This window comes from Citrobacter freundii complex sp. 2025EL-00176 (assembly GCF_053309355.1).
Map to the genome: position 1 here is coordinate 61,411 of NZ_JBRYHT010000015.1, position 17,000 is coordinate 78,410.

At 51.3% G+C, this 17,000-nt stretch carries 14 protein-coding genes; 7 read left to right on the plus strand and 7 right to left on the minus strand.

Annotated features, from left to right (window positions below):
* Positions 1 to 85: 85 nt before the first annotated feature.
* The 3 genes from pgtA to pgtC are packed head-to-tail and all read right to left on the minus strand — an operon-like array spanning position 86 to position 4,519.
* A complete protein-coding gene (pgtA, locus tag ACVXHP_RS21050; protein ID WP_447572133.1) occupies positions 86 to 1,333 on the minus strand; it encodes a two-component system response regulator PgtA in 1,248 nt (415 codons plus the stop codon).
* Complete coding sequence (gene pgtB, locus ACVXHP_RS21055; protein WP_447572141.1) at positions 1,323 to 3,314, minus strand: two-component system sensor histidine kinase PgtB; 1,992 nt, start codon at positions 3,312 to 3,314, stop codon at positions 1,323 to 1,325. The genes pgtA and pgtB overlap by 11 nt, the downstream gene beginning before the upstream one ends.
* Positions 3,315 to 3,325: 11 nt before the next feature.
* Entirely contained in the window at positions 3,326 to 4,519 is a 1,194-nt protein-coding gene (pgtC, locus tag ACVXHP_RS21060) for a phosphoglycerate transport regulator PgtC (RefSeq protein ID WP_410053822.1), read from the minus strand.
* Between the two features lie 421 nt (positions 4,520 to 4,940).
* Here pgtC and pgtP point away from each other — a divergent pair, with 421 nt between their 5' ends.
* Positions 4,941 to 6,332, plus strand: coding sequence for a phosphoglycerate transporter PgtP (gene pgtP, locus ACVXHP_RS21065; RefSeq protein ID WP_200005545.1), 1,392 nt, complete (start codon positions 4,941 to 4,943; stop codon positions 6,330 to 6,332).
* Between the two features lie 106 nt (positions 6,333 to 6,438).
* Here the strand turns inward: pgtP and ACVXHP_RS21070 are convergent, their stop codons facing one another.
* The gene (locus tag ACVXHP_RS21070) at positions 6,439 to 6,681 is read right to left on the minus strand and encodes a DUF2545 family protein (RefSeq protein WP_200005544.1); all 243 of its coding nucleotides are present in this window, start codon (positions 6,679 to 6,681) and stop codon (positions 6,439 to 6,441) included.
* 441 nt (positions 6,682 to 7,122) lie between these two features.
* On the opposite strand from ACVXHP_RS21070, the gene lpxP reads away from it, so the two are divergent.
* Entirely contained in the window at positions 7,123 to 8,043 is a 921-nt protein-coding gene (lpxP, locus tag ACVXHP_RS21075) for a kdo(2)-lipid IV(A) palmitoleoyltransferase (RefSeq protein ID WP_447572134.1), read from the plus strand.
* A 40-nt stretch (positions 8,044 to 8,083) separates the two neighbouring features.
* Here the strand turns inward: lpxP and ACVXHP_RS21080 are convergent, their stop codons facing one another.
* Positions 8,084 to 8,698 carry a lysozyme inhibitor LprI family protein gene (locus ACVXHP_RS21080; protein ID WP_447572135.1) on the minus strand — a complete coding sequence of 205 codons (615 nt, stop codon included), beginning with the start codon at positions 8,696 to 8,698 and terminating at the stop codon, positions 8,084 to 8,086.
* 342 nt (positions 8,699 to 9,040) lie between these two features.
* Here ACVXHP_RS21080 and ypdK point away from each other — a divergent pair, with 342 nt between their 5' ends.
* Positions 9,041 to 9,112, plus strand: a complete 72-nt coding sequence (gene ypdK, locus ACVXHP_RS21085) for a membrane protein YpdK (protein WP_010723117.1) — start codon at positions 9,041 to 9,043, stop codon at positions 9,110 to 9,112.
* Positions 9,113 to 9,180: 68 nt separating this feature from the next.
* Here the strand turns inward: ypdK and alaC are convergent, their stop codons facing one another.
* The gene (alaC, locus tag ACVXHP_RS21090) at positions 9,181 to 10,419 is read right to left on the minus strand and encodes an alanine transaminase (RefSeq protein WP_042306985.1); all 1,239 of its coding nucleotides are present in this window, start codon (positions 10,417 to 10,419) and stop codon (positions 9,181 to 9,183) included.
* Between the two features lie 386 nt (positions 10,420 to 10,805).
* Here alaC and ACVXHP_RS21095 point away from each other — a divergent pair, with 386 nt between their 5' ends.
* The 4 genes from ACVXHP_RS21095 to ACVXHP_RS21110 all read left to right on the plus strand — a co-directional run bounded on the left by ACVXHP_RS21095 (position 10,806) and on the right by ACVXHP_RS21110 (position 14,421).
* A complete protein-coding gene (locus ACVXHP_RS21095; RefSeq protein ID WP_137366402.1) occupies positions 10,806 to 12,503 on the plus strand; it encodes a sensor histidine kinase in 1,698 nt (565 codons plus the stop codon).
* Between the two features lie 14 nt (positions 12,504 to 12,517).
* Positions 12,518 to 13,252: a two-component system response regulator YpdB gene (gene ypdB / locus ACVXHP_RS21100; RefSeq protein ID WP_200005540.1), complete on the plus strand. Its 735-nt coding sequence runs from the start codon at positions 12,518 to 12,520 to the stop codon at positions 13,250 to 13,252.
* Positions 13,253 to 13,267: 15 nt separating this feature from the next.
* The gene (locus ACVXHP_RS21105; RefSeq protein WP_447572136.1) at positions 13,268 to 14,131 is read left to right on the plus strand and encodes a helix-turn-helix domain-containing protein; all 864 of its coding nucleotides are present in this window, start codon (positions 13,268 to 13,270) and stop codon (positions 14,129 to 14,131) included.
* A gap of 101 nt (positions 14,132 to 14,232) precedes the next feature.
* Positions 14,233 to 14,421: a hypothetical protein gene (locus ACVXHP_RS21110; protein ID WP_304700988.1), complete on the plus strand. Its 189-nt coding sequence runs from the start codon at positions 14,233 to 14,235 to the stop codon at positions 14,419 to 14,421.
* A gap of 77 nt (positions 14,422 to 14,498) precedes the next feature.
* Here ACVXHP_RS21110 and ptsP read toward each other — a convergent pair whose 3' ends face one another.
* Positions 14,499 to 16,994 carry a phosphoenolpyruvate--protein phosphotransferase gene (gene ptsP / locus ACVXHP_RS21115; RefSeq protein ID WP_447572137.1) on the minus strand — a complete coding sequence of 832 codons (2,496 nt, stop codon included), beginning with the start codon at positions 16,992 to 16,994 and terminating at the stop codon, positions 14,499 to 14,501.
* Positions 16,995 to 17,000: the final 6 nt, after the last annotated feature.

Genomic DNA, 17,000 nt, shown 5'->3' on the forward strand with positions numbered 1-17,000 from the left:
AATTCAGACTTCCGTCGCGTATTTCGGTGAACGCCAACGCCGCCACCGAAATACTGTTGACGCCCCCTCACTTCGCCCCCATCGGCTAAAACTTATAGTGTTCTTTGCTTAGCCCGTATTTTCTCATGCGTAAATACAGTTTCTTACGTGGGATTTGTAAATACTCTGCCACTTCATTAATGCGCCCCTGGTGAATATTTAACGCCTCGGTAATGATCTGCCGCTCGTACTCCTCCACCCGGCGATCGAGCGGTGTCGGTTCAGGCATATGCAACTGCGGATTTGCGGTTTCAGCCAGCGGAAGTAGTCCAACGGCAAAAAGCTCAGCGGCGTTTGCCAGCTCCCGAACATTACTTAACCACACGCGGCGCCGCATGCCTTTCAGGAGTTCCCCTTCAACGTCGGGTACAGGATGATTCAGGCGCAGACAGGCTTTCTGCAGATAATGGCGAAACAGTGGCTCAATATCATCGGGACGATGCGACAACGGCTGACAAGCGATTTGCGTCATCGCGAAACAGTAATAAAGTTCGGCCACAATCTGGTTAGTTGCCGCCAGTTCCACCAGCGATGTAGCGCCAATGCCGATTAAGCGAAAGGGACGCCGCTCCTGGCTTTGCAGGTGCACCAGTTGGTGCTGCTGTTCGCGCGTCAGGCATTCAATATGGCTCAGGACCAGCGTACCGCCTTGCGCCTGTGCAATAAGGTCATTAAGTTGTCCCGCATTGCCGAGCGTCAATTCACCGCGGATAAACGGTCCCTCGGTGCAGCGCCCAAGCTGATGCAAATAACGGGCTCCCGTCATACGCCCCGTTCCCGCCTCGCCATAAAACCAGACGGCGATATCCGTTTCCGCCAGCTGCTGCAGGCGCTGACGGTACTGATTGACCCAGTCACTGTAACCGATCAGCTCAACCTGGAGCTTTTGCTGACAATAGTGTCGACGCGCAATCACGGATTTTCGCTGACGCAGCGCGTTTTCTACCAACAACAACAGTTTACCGGGGTCGACCGGTTTTTGCAGAAAATCCCATGCCCCTTTCTTCACCGCTTCCACGGCCATCGGGACGTCGCCATGGCCGGTGATCAATAGGATCGGCAGCTGATTATCATCCTGATGAAACAACGTCATTAGATCGATTCCATTGCAGCCAGGCATACACACGTCGCTCAGGACAATCCCCGGCCAGTCAGCCTGGAGCCAATTTCGGGCGTCAAAAGGGTTACTGCATGCGTATACACGATAACCCTCCTGTTCAAGCAACAGCGTGTAAGCGTCGAGAACATCAGCATCGTCATCAATCAGCAAAACAGCATATTCATCACACAACATCGTTTACATCCGTCAGATTAAATTCCAGCACGACGCAGGCATTCCGCCCCGGCGTCGAGGCCAGGCGCAGCTCGCCGTCCATTTGCGTCATTAACGATACACAAATCGATAAACCAATACCGAGACCCACATCCTTACTGGTGGTAAACGGCTTTAATAGTGATGACAACAACGCGCCTGGCCAGCCGGGGCCGTTATCACAGATTAAGACGCACAATCGGCGGCCCTCAGCCTGCCAGTGAACCTCTATTTTCGAGGCAGCCGGACAGGCATCCAGCGCATTTGCCAGTATGTTTACCAGTACCTGCTGAATACGCACTTCATCACCTGCCACCCACACGCTTTGTGCAGGAAGCGTCAGCGTGCCCTGCTGCTTATGGCGCATAGCCAGCAGTTCCCAGGCAGCAGTAAACGTTTGTCGTAGATCGACCAGATGTAAAGGCGCGCCCGGCTCCGCTCGGCGCGCAAACTGACGCAGTGAACGGATAATGGCATCGATGCGGGTAATCAGCCCCTCTGCTTTGGTTAACGTGCTTCTGGCCTGAGCGGATTGCCCCTGCTCAATTGCCTTTCCCGCCGTAAACAGGTACATCGACAGCGCATTCAGCGGTTGATTAATTTCGTGCGCCAGAGTGGTCATGGTCTGGCCAACCACCGCCAGCTTAGCCGTCTGGATCAGCTCGTCCTGCATAGCCCTGAGATCGGACTCAATCTCCTTACGCTCTGCCACCTCTTGCTCCAGCTGATTTTTTTGCGCATTTAACTGACCCAGGGTATGGCGCAGCAAGCCCGCGATACGCCCCAATTCATCGCGCCCATAAACCGGGATCGTGGCATCCGTTCGGCCAAGTCCAATTTGCACCACGGCCTGGTTGAGTGCGGTAAAACGCTTTACCAGTCGGGAACGAATGAAGTAGTGGTTAAGCCCCCAGGCGAGAAGGAGCGCCAGCAGCGTCGCCAACAGAATAAGTCCGCCACTAACGCGAACAATTTGTTCCAGCCGCTGGTTAAACATCTGCATTTGCTGATGACTACTTCCCAGTTGCGCTTCAAGCAGCGTTCGAAAACGCCCGAGCGTTGCCTCTCTGGCATGGTTGGCATCAATGAGCGCCTTTTGCGCAGCGACATAATCGCGCATCGTGTCGGGCATTTTATTTTTCATCATCCCGATTTCCAGCAGCTCATCAATGGTTTGCCGCAGGGTGATGGTACTGGGCCAGTCATCGAGAGTACGGATGTTTTCGTCGGCGGTTTTCTTCAGATTCTCTAGGTAGCGGATATGGTTCTCCACCAGCATCCCGTCGTCGCTGCCCGACTTCAGTTCATTAAGCCTGTCGCGTAAATCATCGACGATCTGATTTTCAATTCTTGCCAGGGTATAAACCTGCTGCTGCTCGTTTTGCACCTCTCTGGCACGTTTGAGATACAGCGCCGCATCGCCACTTTTTGCCTCGATTTGATCCAATAACGTCCCCTGCTGCCAGGTAAAATCCTGCACCAGTGAATTCAGCTCGGTGTTAAAATCATCATGTAGCCAGTCGATGCGTGCGGAGAGTTCACTCACTTTTTCACGCACGAGGAACATGTTGTAGAGCACCCGATCCAGTTCCGCCATCAACGCCCGGCTGTCCTGCAAAATCACCGCCAGCTGCTGTTGTTCTGCGGGTTGTAGCCCCCGGCTCAGTGCCTCGATTTTATCCAGATGCGAGATTATCTGATTGCGCAGTTGCAGCCTCACCGTCGTATTGGGGGCCAGCAGGAATTCATTAAGCTGATCCACAACCAGGTTAAGATTGCCTTCAATCAAAAAAGCGGAATGCACGCGCGGGAAGTAATCATCAAGCGAATAGCGTATCTGCGAGCTCTGCTCGTGCCATGAGTACAAACTGACGCAGCTTACGCTCAACGTCAGTAATGCGCCCGTCAGAAAGGCTCCCCGCAGGCTGCTGCTGATGTTGAGCTGCCGCAGGCGTTGCAGTATCGATCCACCTTTCATTTTAATTCTTCCAGTTTTGCTATCGCCTGACGTTGATTTTTAAGAAACCAAAGCTGCCACTCCATCATCTGCTGTTCGGCAAAGCTTTTGTTATCGAACTGAGCAAGCCAGGCCTCATCTTCACTACGCCTGGCATCTATCGGGACGCTAGTCAGTAAAGCTCTGATTTCGGGTAACGGGCGTTTCAGGCGCGCTTCCGCACTGTATAGCGCCCGCCAGGCATCTTTCAGCTGTGCCAGACGAAAACTGATGGCGGTATCAAACATCCGCTGCACCAGCCGCTGCCGCTTAAGGATCAGCCGATAATTAAGCGCAGGCTGGTTCATCAACATCGCCTGTTGAGCGGCCCGTGGGTTATCTGGCGCGAGCTGGGTAACCGGATATTTTCCCGTATTCGCATCCGCAAGGATCCGCTGTCCTTCCGGACTTAATAAGTAGCGGATAAAACGACGCGCTTCACTGGCGTGCTGGCTGTTCTTGAGCACGGCAACATAGGTTGGCGACACTGCCGAGCGTGGAAAATAGCTAAAGGCCAGATGCGGATCGTTGAGCAACAGGTTGGCATAGTTATCAATGACCGGCCCGGCAACGCCCAGGCCGCTCTTAATTTTGTCGGCGACGCCAAAACTGCGTGATGAAATCGTCACCAGATTACCGGCGCTCGCTAACAGCGTCGCCCAGCCCTCTTCCCATCCTTTTTGCTGCAACAGCGACTCAACCATCAGATGGTTGGTATCGGAACGAGACGGACTACTCATCAACAACGCATTCTGGTATTTAGGCTGCGTTAAATCCGCCCAGTCAGCAGGAGGTGAAAGGTGTCGCGCCGCCAGCGCAGAACGGTTAATTAGCAGGCCAAAACCGGATATCGCCACGGCCACGGAGGTCGAGCGAATAGACTCAGGCACCAGCCTCTGGCTTTCCGGCAGCGCATTATCAAAGGGCGCCAGCTTCTGATGCTCCTGAAGATGCTGTAACAGCATGGGCGATGAGGTCAAAATGAGATCAACATTTTCCGCATTCGCGGTATCAAGCAGTTGTTCCAGCGAGCTGCTGGTCCGGTTTAATGTGCGAATCATCACCGACCCCGGCTGTGTCTGCCAGCGCTGGATAATCCAGGCCGTGGCTCCGGGGGAAAAGGTTGTGGCCATCACCAGCTCTTTACCCAAAGCCTGGCTACTCGCCGACAGCGACATGAAACAGAGCGAGATTGCCCAAAAACGCCGCCAACAGAAAAGTCTGTTTGTGATCCCGTTCATAAATACCAACATGTGCAAAAAATAATATTGAGACAAAACTTACCCGTTTATCACGACAGGAGAGAAGAATAAGGTTATTCGCAAAATAACCATACGGAAAGTGACTACATCAACAAAGAATACCCGAAAACACAGTCTGAATTTGTTAATATCCGCACATGCCAGCAATAAAAATTCGCGCAAAAGAACAGAAATAAAATGCCATTATTTAAAAAGAGTCAAAATCCGCCGCGCCATCGATAAAATGAGTCAATAGTGACACATTTCATCGACTTGAGTTTATCTCCTGCCTATTTCACTCTGCACCACGAAAACTCCTGATATTCACATCAATATAAATTTAGGTGATGATATGTTATCAATATTTAAGGCAGGGCCAGCGGCAAATAAAGTCCCGGCGGAGAAAGTCCAGGAAACTTATGGTCGCTACCGCATTCAGGCATTGCTCAGCGTATTCCTGGGCTATCTTGCGTACTATATTGTGCGCAATAACTTCACGCTCTCAACGCCTTATCTGAAGGAACATCTGGATCTCAGCGCCACGCAGATCGGTTTACTCAGTAGTTGTATGCTTATCGCCTATGGGATCAGTAAAGGCATTATGAGCAGCCTGGCAGACAAAGCCAGCCCCAAAGTCTTTATGGCATGCGGTTTAATTCTGTGCGCTATTGTCAACGTGGGTTTAGGATTCAGTACCGGATTCTGGATTTTTGCCGCGCTGGTTGTCTTCAACGGCTTGTTCCAGGGGATGGGCGTCGGCCCTTCATTTATTACTATTGCCAACTGGTTCCCGCGTAAAGAACGTGGACGCGTTGGCGCGTTCTGGAATATCTCACACAATGTCGGTGGTGGTATTGTTGCCCCGATCGTGGGTGCAGCCTTTGCCATTTTGGGAAGTGAACATTGGCAAAGCGCCAGCTATATTGTTCCGGCCGGCGTTGCCGTACTGTTTGCATTTATCGTGCTGATGCTGGGGAAAGGCTCACCACGTCAGGAAGGCTTACCGGCTCTGGAACAAATGATGCCGGAAGAGAAAGTTGTATTAAATACCCAACATGCAGTCCAGGCGCCAGAAAATATGAGCGCCTTCCAGATCTTCTGCACCTATGTCCTGCGTAATAAAAATGCCTGGTATGTTTCACTGGTCGATGTCTTTGTCTATATGGTGCGTTTTGGCATGATTAGCTGGTTGCCAATTTATCTGTTAACCGAAAAACATTTCTCGAAAGAGGAAATGAGCGTCGCTTTTTTGTTTTTCGAATGGGCGGCAATCCCTTCCACATTACTGGCGGGTTGGCTTACCGATAAACTGTTTAAAGGCCGCCGCATGCCATTGGCCATGATTTGTATGGCACTGATTTTCGTCTGTCTGATCGGCTACTGGAAAAGCGAATCGCTGTTGATGGTGACTATTTTTGCCGCCATCGTTGGCTGCCTGATTTATGTTCCTCAGTTCCTGGCCTCCGTTCAGACCATGGAAATCGTACCCAGCTTCGCAGTGGGTTCCGCAGTAGGATTACGCGGATTTATGAGCTACATTTTTGGCGCGTCATTGGGTACCAGCCTGTTTGGCGTAATGGTCGACAAAATGGGATGGCATGGTGGTTTCTATCTGCTGATGGGGGGAATTGTCTGTTGCATCCTGTTCTGCTACCTCTCTCATCGCGGGGCGCTGGAACTTGAGCAACAGCGGAAAATTGCTCAGCAAGAAGAAGCATCACTCCAGTTGGCTGACGCCCGTTAATCGATTTCAGTCTCGCAAAAAGTGCCAGCGCTGCTGGCACTTCCCTACGCTCAGCTAAATAAAATCTTTAAACGTGATAATTCATTTCCAATCGTAACGCGCCAGATTATTGCCTGCCGTCCCCCACCATAAAGCGAATGATCAAACCGCATGTCGGGGCAAGAAAAAGGAATAATCCGGTTACCATTTCGTTACCATTGGTCAACCGCATAGTAAAAACGTAAATTAAGGCTGTGAGTATGACCATGCCGATAAAAGCGCTAATTGAAGCCGCAGCGCCCATTACCTGCCAGATGTAGCAACTGACGCTCAGAATGCTCAATGCGAGAAAGATCCAAAAATAGAGCATTGCGATACCTCCTGTTTGCCGTAAAACTTTACGTAAGTCCTTACACTCCCTTGATTTTATATTCTAAGACAATTCCCATCAGTTCGCAATTTAAGCAACATTTACGTTACAAAAATCACTCATCTGCTTACTATTTAGATATTCACATGGAGTTTATTTATTCATCATAAAAACAATGAATTATATATAGGCTTTTTTTTGTTCTTAATCGCCCCAAAAATATTTACGAAACTTGAGTAATTATTTCTGGATGACATTAATCTTCGGGTGTACATTGAGCATCCGATCATTCATGCCCCCTCGTGGTTTTGTCCTGACTCAGTTTTACACTCTTTGCAGGAACCAATGTCGTTTTTGGCGGCCTAACGATCTGTACAGAGTGTAACGCGCCAGACCCAGCGTCTTCGCGATACATCTATTTCGTATCAACAACAGGTGCTTATGTTTCCCCAATGTAAATTTTCACGCGCGTTTTTGCATCCGCGCTATTGGCTCACGTGGTTTGGCGTCGGTGTGCTCTGGTTACTGGTACAGCTTCCCTATCCCGTATTATGTTTTCTTGGTACCCGTACAGGAACACTGGCTCGCCCATTTTTAAAGCGCCGTGAATCTATTGCACGTAAAAACCTCGAACTCTGTTTCCCTAATCTGTCGCAAGAAGAGAGAGACAAACTGGTCGATGAGAACTTCCGTTCACTCGGCATGGGACTGCTTGAAACAGGTATGGCCTGGTTTTGGTCGGATCACCGGGTTCGCAAATGGTTTGATGTAGAAGGGTTGGACAACCTGAAACGCGCCCAGATGGAAGGCCGTGGCGTGATGGTCGTAGGCGTACATTTTATGTCGCTCGAATTAGGTGGCCGCGTAATGGGGCTTTGCCAGCCAATGATGGCAACCTATCGCCCACACAACAATAAGTTGATGGAGTGGATCCAAACCCGCGGTCGTATGCGCTCCAATAAAGCCATGATCGGCAGAAATAATCTGCGTGGCATTGTCGGTGCCCTGAAAAAAGGGGAAGCGGTATGGTTTGCTCCCGATCAGGACTACGGTCGTAAAGGAAGCTCGTTCGCGCCCTTCTTTGCTGTCAAAAACGTGGCAACCACCAATGGTACTTACGTGCTGTCACGATTATCAGGTGCATCGATGTTGACCGTGACCATGGTGAGAAAAGCCGATAACTCAGGTTACCGCCTGTTTATCACACCACAAATGGAAGGTTACCCGGCAGATGAAAGCCAGGCAGCGGCTTATATGAATAAAATTATCGAAAAAGAGATCATGCGCGCGCCCGAGCAGTATCTCTGGATCCACCGTCGCTTCAAAACCCGCCCCATGGGTGAAGCCTCGTTATATATCTAAAAAGAAAGGCCTTACGGCCTTTCTTTTTTTCGTGGCTGAATTACTTAACGCCCCACTCGTTCTGTAGTTCAGTCATGCGCTCATTGTAGTTGCGAGCAATGCAGGCTGGTTTATCCTGCTCTTTCCAGCACTCGTTACGTCCCTTAACCCAGCCGCGCTGCTCCGCTTTCAGCGTCGGGTTATTTTTCGATTTAACCAACGCCTGTTTGTAGACCCCGTTCAACTTAACATCAAGCGCGGAGAGTGATGGGCTCTGGCAAATGACCTCTTCAATACTTCCCTTTGCCACCGCTGAGCAAGAGAAAGACGGACCGCTGTGGGTCGATTTTTCCCGCGGAGCATAATCAATATTATCTTCAGGCTGACAAATTCCGTGCTTACGATTAGGTCCTGTCCATGAAATTTCCGGGTTCCCATCATCTTTACGGGAAATGGAAAGCGTATTTTTGCCGCTTTTGGCTTCCCAGTAGTTGTCATTGACGCTCTTTACGGTTGCCTTCGAGCCATCAATCCAAACGTTGCCTTTACCATCACTATTCACACCACCAATACTTGCGCAGCTGAAATTAAACGCCAACGGAGAAGCCGCCATCGACGTCACAGGTGTAAGAACGAGTGCTAACATCATTAATCTGGTCATTTTTAACCTTTTCATTATTGAATTTCGCGAAAAATTAACCGCATTCACATTATGGTGATATGAGAATTCTCCGACTAATCATTACGTCGCTCAATAGCAATTTATTACCGGCAGAAATTAAACTGTCGCCGAATCACGACACTTGTAAGTTATTAAAATTAAATAGAAAAATGCCTCTTGTCTCACCTCATTTTTAGGCGTACATTAGCGCCGTCTGGAGCACCAAAGCTCAGAATTCTGAGGTGATGCAGCCAGGCAAACGAGGGATATTCTCCATGTCGTTTGCACGTGCATCAGCTCTCTGTCAGGTAAGCATATGTTCATTCAGACGTACCCAGGTACGCGGAGAGATGAAAAGTGAAATATTTCTTTATGGGCATTTCTTTTATGGTCATCGTTTGGGCCGGTACGTTCGCCCTGATGATCTAAATAAAAGACGCAGCAAAAAAAACAGGAGCCATCAGGCTCCTGTTTGCTTTTGGGGATCTCACGATCGGTTAGTCGGTACTTTCAATAGCCGATTTTGCGCTGGCAGGCAGTAAGCCATCTGCGCGGAACATCGCTTTGATGCCGCGGATCGCCTGGCGGGTACGGTCACGGTTTTCAATTAACGCAAAACGCACGTGCGTATCGCCATAATCACCAAAGCCAATCCCCGGCGAAACGCATACCTTCGCTTCGTTCAGCAGTTTCTTGGCAAACTCAAGTGACCCCATCGCGGCATATTGCTCAGGAATTTTCGCCCAAACGTACATTGAAGCCTTTGGCATCTCGACCATCCAACCGGCCTCATGCAGCCCTTTAACCAGCACATCGCGACGGCGTTTATACTGCTCGGCAATATCCCGTACGCATTGCTGATCGCCTTCCAGCGCCGCAATTGCCGCAACTTGCAACGGGGTAAACGTCCCGTAATCGTGATAGCTCTTGATGCGTGCCAGCGCATTGACCAGCGTTTTATTGCCGACCATAAAACCGATACGCCAACCCGCCATGTTGTAGCTTTTCGACAGGGTGAAAAATTCAACCGCAACATCACGAGCGCCGGGTACCTGCATAATCGATGGCGCTTTCCAGCCATCGTAAACAATATCGGCATAGGCGAGATCGTGAACCACCAGCACGTCATAGCGTTTAGCCAGCGCCACGACTTTTTCGAAAAATTCCAGCTCGACGCACTGTGCTGTCGGGTTGGACGGAAAACCTAAGATCATCATCTTCGGTTTCGGGTAGCTTTCGCGGATCGCGCGCTCCAGCTCATTAAAGAAATCGACACCTTCAACCAGCGGCACTGACCGTACCTGCGCCCCGGCAATCACCGCACCATAAATATGAATAGGATAGCTCGGGTTGGGCACGAGGACCGTATCGCCATGATCCAACGTGGCCAGCATCAGGTGTGCCAGTCCCTCTTTGGAACCAATGGTCACAATCGCTTCGGATTCGGGATCAATTTCAACGTCATAGCGTTCCTGATACCAACGCGAGATCGCCCGACGCAGACGCGGAATGCCGCGAGAGGTGGAATAGCCGTGAGTATCCGGGCGCTGCGCCACGGTACACAGTTTTTCAACAATGTGAGGAGGCGTGGCCCCATCCGGGTTCCCCATACTGAAATCGATAATATCTTCGCCGCGCCGACGCGCAGCCATCTTCAGTTCAGCAGTAATGTTAAAAACGTAAGGGGGAAGGCGATCAATACGCGTAAAACGACGTTCAGGGCGGGAGTCAGCCATAATATCCTCAGATTAACGTTAGCGCCCGGACCGTCCGAGCGACGCTGCCACGATGGTGGCACGTTTAGAAAATAGCCTGAATAATTTCCTTCTGTCGAGAGGTACAACAAAATATTTTTTTCGCCACAAATGAGGAACAAGCAAAAAAAATGGGGAAATATTCATTTTCACATGCCGCTAAAAATTACCATCATTTAACATTTTGTTGTGAAAAACATTACCTTGAACTTTGCGCCAGCCGGACGGGTATTGTAAATACAACAACAATGCAACAATCCCCTTTTAATATTAAGGTTTTTCCTCATTAGCCGCCGACTGCGCGGGCGCTGGTCATCCTGGCTCAGGTTACCTATCATAGAGGTTTAATCCTTGCGCAAGAGTCACCCGTGCACGAAATATTCAATATGCTGCTGGCGGTATTTGACCGGGCAGCGCTGATGCTGTTCTGTCTGTTTTTCCTTATTCGTATCCGCCTGTTTCGCGAGCTGTTGCACAAGTCAGCCCACTCCCCGAAAGAGCTGCTCGCCGTCACCGCAATTTTCTCGATGTTTGCCCTGTTCAGTACCTGGTCCGGCGTACCGGTTGAAGGCTCACTGGTTAACGTACGTATTATCGCGGTCATGTCAGGGGGAATTCTGTTCGGTCCGTGGGTCGGCATCATTACCGGGCTAATCGCCGGCACCCACCGCTACCTGATTGATATTGGCGGCGTAACCGCTCTACCCTGCTTTATTACCAGTATTCTTGCAGGCTGCATTGCCGGATGGATCAACCGTAAGATCCCCAAAGCGCAGCACTGGCGCGCAGGTATTTTGGGCGGGATGCTGTGCGAATCTCTGACCATGATCCTCGTCGTCGCCTGGGCGCCCACCACCGAACTGGGGCTGGATATCGTCTCGAAAATCGGTATCCCAATGATCCTTGGCAGCGTCTGTATCGGCTTTATCGTCATGCTGGTTCAAAGCGTGGAGGGTGAGAAAGAAGCCAGCGCCGCGAAGCAGGCCAAGCTGGCGCTGGATATCGCCAACAAAACCCTGCCGCTTTTCCGTCACGTGAACAGCGAGTCGCTCCGCCAGGTGTGCGAGATTATTCGCCATGATATTCATGCTGACGCCGTCGCTATAACCAATACCCAGCACGTTCTGGCCTACGTTGGCGTGGGGGAATTGAATTACCGCGATAACGATGATTTCGTCAGCCCGACCACGCGACAGGCGATCAATTACGGAAAAATCATCATAAAAAACAATGATGAAGCGCATAGAACACCGGAAATACACTCCATGCTGGTGATCCCGCTATGGGAGAAAGGCGTTGTTACCGGCACGCTGAAGATCTACTACTGTCATGCTCACCAGATCACCTCCTCATTGCAGGAAATGGCCATCGGCCTGTCGCAAATTATCTCGACTCAGCTTGAGGTTTCTCGGGCGGAACAGCTACGCGAAATGGCAAATAAGGCAGAGCTGCGGGCACTGCAGAGTAAAATAAATCCCCATTTCCTGTTTAACGCCCTGAACGCTATTTCCTCGTCGGTGCGGCTTAACCCGGACACCGCGCGTCAGCTCATTTTTAATTTATCGCGCTATCTTCGCTATAATATTGAATTAAAAGATGATGAGCAGATCGACATCAAGAAAGAGCTGTATCAAATCAAGGATTACATCGCCATCGAACAGGCCCGTTTTGGCGACAAGCTGACGGTTATTTATGATATTGATGAAGAGGTAAGCTGTTATATTCCCAGCCTGCTGATTCAGCCGCTTGTTGAGAACGCCATCGTTCATGGTATTCAACCCTGCAAAGGGAAAGGCGTGGTCACCATCAGCGTTGCAGAGTGCGGGAACCGGGTACGAATTGCCGTGCGGGATACCGGTCATGGTATCGATCCGAAAGTGATTGAGCGGGTCGAATCCAATGAAATGCCGGGTAATAAAATTGGCCTGTTGAATGTGCATCATCGCGTTAAGCTGCTCTACGGTGAAGGATTACTGATCCGCCGTCTGGAGCCGGGCACAGAGATTGCCTTTTATGTGCCTAATCAGCACTCGCCCGCTGCCGCACCGGCCACATTATTGCTTTAACCAGGAGTGAAGTCGTGAAAGTCATCATTGTCGAAGATGAATTCCTGGCCCAACAGGAACTAAGCTGGCTAATAAAAGAGCACAGCCAGATGGAGATTGTCGGCACATTTGACGACGGTCTTGACGTGCTGAAATATCTCCAGCACAACCGCGTTGACGCTATTTTTCTGGATATCAATATTCCCTCGCTGGACGGTGTACTGTTGGCGCAAAACATCAGCCAGTTCGCGCATAAGCCCTTTATTGTGTTTATTACCGCGTGGAAAGAGCACGCTGTTGAAGCTTTTGAACTGGAAGCCTTTGACTATATTTTGAAACCGTATCAGGAATCGCGCATTGTCGGCATGCTGCAAAAGCTGGAGGCTGCCTGGCAACAGCAGCAAGCGGGAACCTCGCCAGCCAGCCCGGTGGCTCGTGAAAACGATACGATCAACCTGATCAAAGATGAGCGGATCATCGTGACCCCGATCAACGACATCTACTACGCTGAAGCCCATGAAAAGATGACCTTCGTCTATACCCGGCGCGAGTCGTATGTGATGCCAATGAACATCACCGAATTTTGCAGCAAATTGCCAGCTTCGCATTTCTTCCGCTGCCACCGCTCATTCTGTGTGAATTTGAATAAAATTCGCGAGATCGAACCCTGGTTTAACAACACCTACATTCTGCGCTTAAAGGACCTGGAATTTGAAATCCCGGTGAGTCGGAGTAAAGTGAAAGAGTTCAGACAGTTAATGCACTTATAGCGCAGAGAAAGAGCAATGAAAGAGCCAGGCCTGCCCGCCGACCAACAGTTTTTCGCCGATCTGTTCAGCGGCCTGGTGTTAAATCCGCAGCGTCTGGGGCGCGTATGGTTCGCCAGGCAACTCGCCACATTACCGACCGGCAGTTTATGTATTGACCTGCCCCGTCTGGATATCGTGCTGCGCGGAGAGTACAGCAACCAGCTGGAAAAACAGCAGCACAGCCTGGCGGAAGGCGACATGCTGTTCATCCCGGCGAAAGCGGCGAATTTACCAGGCAGCGATAAACCCGTGATGCTGTTGAGTCTGGTATTTTCACCGGCCTGGCTGGGTCTCTCTTTTTACGACAACCGAACCGCATCGCTGCTACGTCCAGTGCGTCGCATTGAGTTATCGCATCCGCAGCGCGGTGAAGGCGAGGCGATGCTTACCGCATTGACCCATTTAAGCCGCTCTCCTCAGGCTCAGGATATTATTCAGCCGCTGGTGCTGAGTCTGCTGCACCTGTGCCGCAGCGTGGTTAACACCCGGCCTGATATAGCGCGCCCGCGCTCTGAATTTCTCTATCACAGCATATGTAATTGGGTCCAGGACAACTATGCCCAACCGCTGAACCGGGAAAACGTAGCGCATTTTTTTAATATCACGCCGAATCACTTATCAAAAGTTTTTACCCAGCACGGTACCATGGGATTTGTCGAGTATTTGCGGTGGGTGAGAATGGCGAAGGCACGCATCATCTTACAGAAATATCATCTGTCGATTAGCGAAGTCGCACAGCGTTGCGGGTATCAGGACAGTGATTATTTTTGCCGCCTGTTCCGCCGTCAGTTTGGCCTGACGCCGGGAGAGTACGGCGCGCGTTTTCAGTCAGCACGTTGATTGAGACAACACCAATGAGTTAGTCATATCCACTTGCCTCGTTGTAAAATAATGCCCCTTCGCGCATAACGTGCAGGCTTACTCAACAAAGTGAATATTCGATGAAAAACAGACGTGCACTTTCCCTGATGTGTCTTCAGATGCTGGAATCAGGTGCGGATCGTCGGACCGTGAAAAGAGCGCTCACCGCCCGACGCGTAAAAGGTCGCCAGGCGGTAGTACTCCTCTGCAAACAAGAGATGACGTTGTTAAGAGCCGGGAAACTGCCGATTCAACCCACCGTAGATTAATAATGCCTCTTGCGAAAGCGTTTACCCAGCCTGCAAACACCTTTTCGCAGGCTGGAAAGCGTTCCTCTCAGTGGAACTTAAAACGTCAGCTCCGCCTGCAGCAACGCCAGAAGGCTTTCGGCATCTGTAGCGGCAAACAACGACTGGCGGAACTGCTTGTTCACCAGCTTACGCGCCAGCTGCGAGAAGACCTTCACGTGGTTAATGCCTTCATCAGCCCCCAGCGTTAGCATGATCACCAACTCAACGTCGCCCATCTCGGACTGCCAGTCTATGGGCTGAGCAAGCCGGGCAATGCTGATACTGGAATGGCTGATCCACTGGGATTTAGTATGTGGGATAGCAACCCCGAAACCTACGGCGGTAGTTACTATCTCCTCACGCTGCCAGACATCTTCCTCCAGCTCAAACGGATGTTCGGTGCGTCCATTGACCCCAAGATTGCCACATAAGAACTGGATTGCCTGCTCTTTGTTGGCAAGGGGTTCACCGACAAAAATATTCTCCAGCGCCAGCAGCGGGCGCACGTCTTTCTGCGGTGCGAACTGGTTCAGCAGATCTTCTATCTCCTGAGCGCTGCGACACTCGCAGGCCTGCATAGCGAGTTCGCGACACGCCTGGCCGTCCAGTTGACGAAGCTGACTTTTCACCGCCGGGATCCGTGGGCTGCTCATACTTAACTCGTCGAGCCCTAAGCCCAACAACAGCGGTAAGTAACGACTTTCCCCGCCCAGTTCACCGCAAATGCCCACCCATTTACCGCGTTCGTGCGCCACGCGGACAATCTGCTGCAACATCCGCAAGAACGAGGGCGTTATTGGGTTGTATAGCGGCGACACGCGAGGATTATTACGATCGACGGCGTACAGATACTGGGTCATGTCATTTGAACCAATACTGAAGAAATCCACCTCGTCGCAGAAGTGGTCGATGATGTAACACACCGACGGTACTTCAACCATAATGCCCAATGAAATTGTCGGAGCATGACGTAAACCATCCGCTTTCAGCTCCACCAGCGCTTTTTGCAATTCGCTTTTTACCCATAAAATCTGGTCGAGGCTGTGCACCATCGGGATCATCAATTGCGCATTACCGAAGGTCGCCGCGCGTAAAATAGCGCGTAACTGCGTGCGAAACAGTCCGGCAAACTCGGGATAAATCCGCACCGCACGATAGCCCAGGAATGGGTTCTCTTCTTGCGGAATATTGAGATAGCGGATGTTCTTATCGCCACCAATATCCATCGTGCGAAAGATAACCGGCTTGTCGCCCGCGGCCAACAACACCTGCTGGTAGGCCTCAAACTGTTCCTGCTCGTCAGGAGCGCTGTCGCGATCCATAAACAGCATTTCTGTGCGAAACAACCCAATCCCTTCCGCGCCATTGGCAAACGCTCCCGGCGCTTCCAGCGCGGTGCCAATATTCGCTGCGACGTCAATTCGTTGATTATCTTTGGTTAACGCGGGCTGGGCGGCGTCAAGGGCTTGCCGCCGTTGGCATTCGTCGGCCAGCTTCTGCGCAATCGCGTAGTAGCCGCGAACAGCATCGTTTGGATTAATGGCCAGGACTCCACATCGGGCATCCAGTACCGCGGGTTGCCCGGCATAGCGGCTAATCGCGTCCAATGGCAAGCCGCTAAGCACCGGAATCGCCGACGCCCGAGCGAGGATCAGCGTATGCGAGGTGCGCCCTGTTTTCTCAAGGATCATGGCGGACAGATGCTGCAAATCGAGGCTCAAAAACTGACTGGGCGTCAGATCTTCAGCCACCAGAATCGTCGGCTTTTCCAGCACCAGCGCATTGCGTGGCCGCTTTTCAGGCCAGGTAATGTGCAGCAATTGCTCGCTGATATCACGGATGTCGCTGACGCGTTCACGCAGGTAATCACTGCCGGAAGCCGACAGCTTATCGCATACCTGCTCCATATTAGCGATAATCGCCGCCCCTAGCCCCAGATGCTGCTCCAGCATTAAGCGGCGAATATTCCCGGCAAACTCATCGTCCTGAATCAGAGACAGATGCGCACTGAGGATAGTTTTACTCTCACCATCGCGCTCGCGCAGTTGCTGATTAAGCAGCTCCGCCAGAGTCGCCAGACTGTGCTCCAGCCTGGCGTTGTCTTCAGCGCTCGCCGCAATCGCGCGATAACTCTCCAGATTATCGCTCTGCCACAGCGCGAGCTGACCTGCCCCCACGCCGCCTGCCAGCACGGTGCCATACAGCAAATCCGGGTTGAGCCGAATCAGCGAACGCGGCAACGGATGCGCCGCCAGTTCCGTCGCTCCAGGCTGAACGCTGTCGCTGTCGATAAACCGCTGTTGAATGTACTCCTCCAGCGCCCGTCTGGCCTGCTCCTCATCATGACCGGTGATGGTTAAGCTACAGCTGTCGTTAAACAGCGTCCCGGTGCCAATCAGCGCCAGCGAGCTTTTCGCATCCGCTTTGGCGTTTTGACGATGGTTGAAAAACATCACCTCACTTTGCCACTGGCTGCACTGCTCTTTCAGCTCCCATGCTGGACGCGCATGCAGGCCATTGGGTAACGGGCAAAGAAATTGAATCGTTAGCATAACAAC

Coding starts and splice junctions, on each gene's coding strand:
- pgtA (WP_447572133.1), bottom strand. CDS start 1,333: ATGTTGTGTGATGAATATGCTGTTTTGCTGATTGATGACGATGCTGAT.
- pgtP (WP_200005545.1), top strand. CDS start 4,941: ATGTTATCAATATTTAAGGCAGGGCCAGCGGCAAATAAAGTCCCGGCG.
- ACVXHP_RS21070 (WP_200005544.1), bottom strand. CDS start 6,681: ATGCTCTATTTTTGGATCTTTCTCGCATTGAGCATTCTGAGCGTCAGT.
- lpxP (WP_447572134.1), top strand. CDS start 7,123: ATGTTTCCCCAATGTAAATTTTCACGCGCGTTTTTGCATCCGCGCTAT.
- ACVXHP_RS21080 (WP_447572135.1), bottom strand. CDS start 8,698: ATGAAAAGGTTAAAAATGACCAGATTAATGATGTTAGCACTCGTTCTT.
- alaC (WP_042306985.1), bottom strand. CDS start 10,419: ATGGCTGACTCCCGCCCTGAACGTCGTTTTACGCGTATTGATCGCCTT.
- ACVXHP_RS21105 (WP_447572136.1), top strand. CDS start 13,268: ATGAAAGAGCCAGGCCTGCCCGCCGACCAACAGTTTTTCGCCGATCTG.
- ACVXHP_RS21110 (WP_304700988.1), top strand. CDS start 14,233: ATGAAAAACAGACGTGCACTTTCCCTGATGTGTCTTCAGATGCTGGAA.
- ptsP (WP_447572137.1), bottom strand. CDS start 16,994: ATGCTAACGATTCAATTTCTTTGCCCGTTACCCAATGGCCTGCATGCG.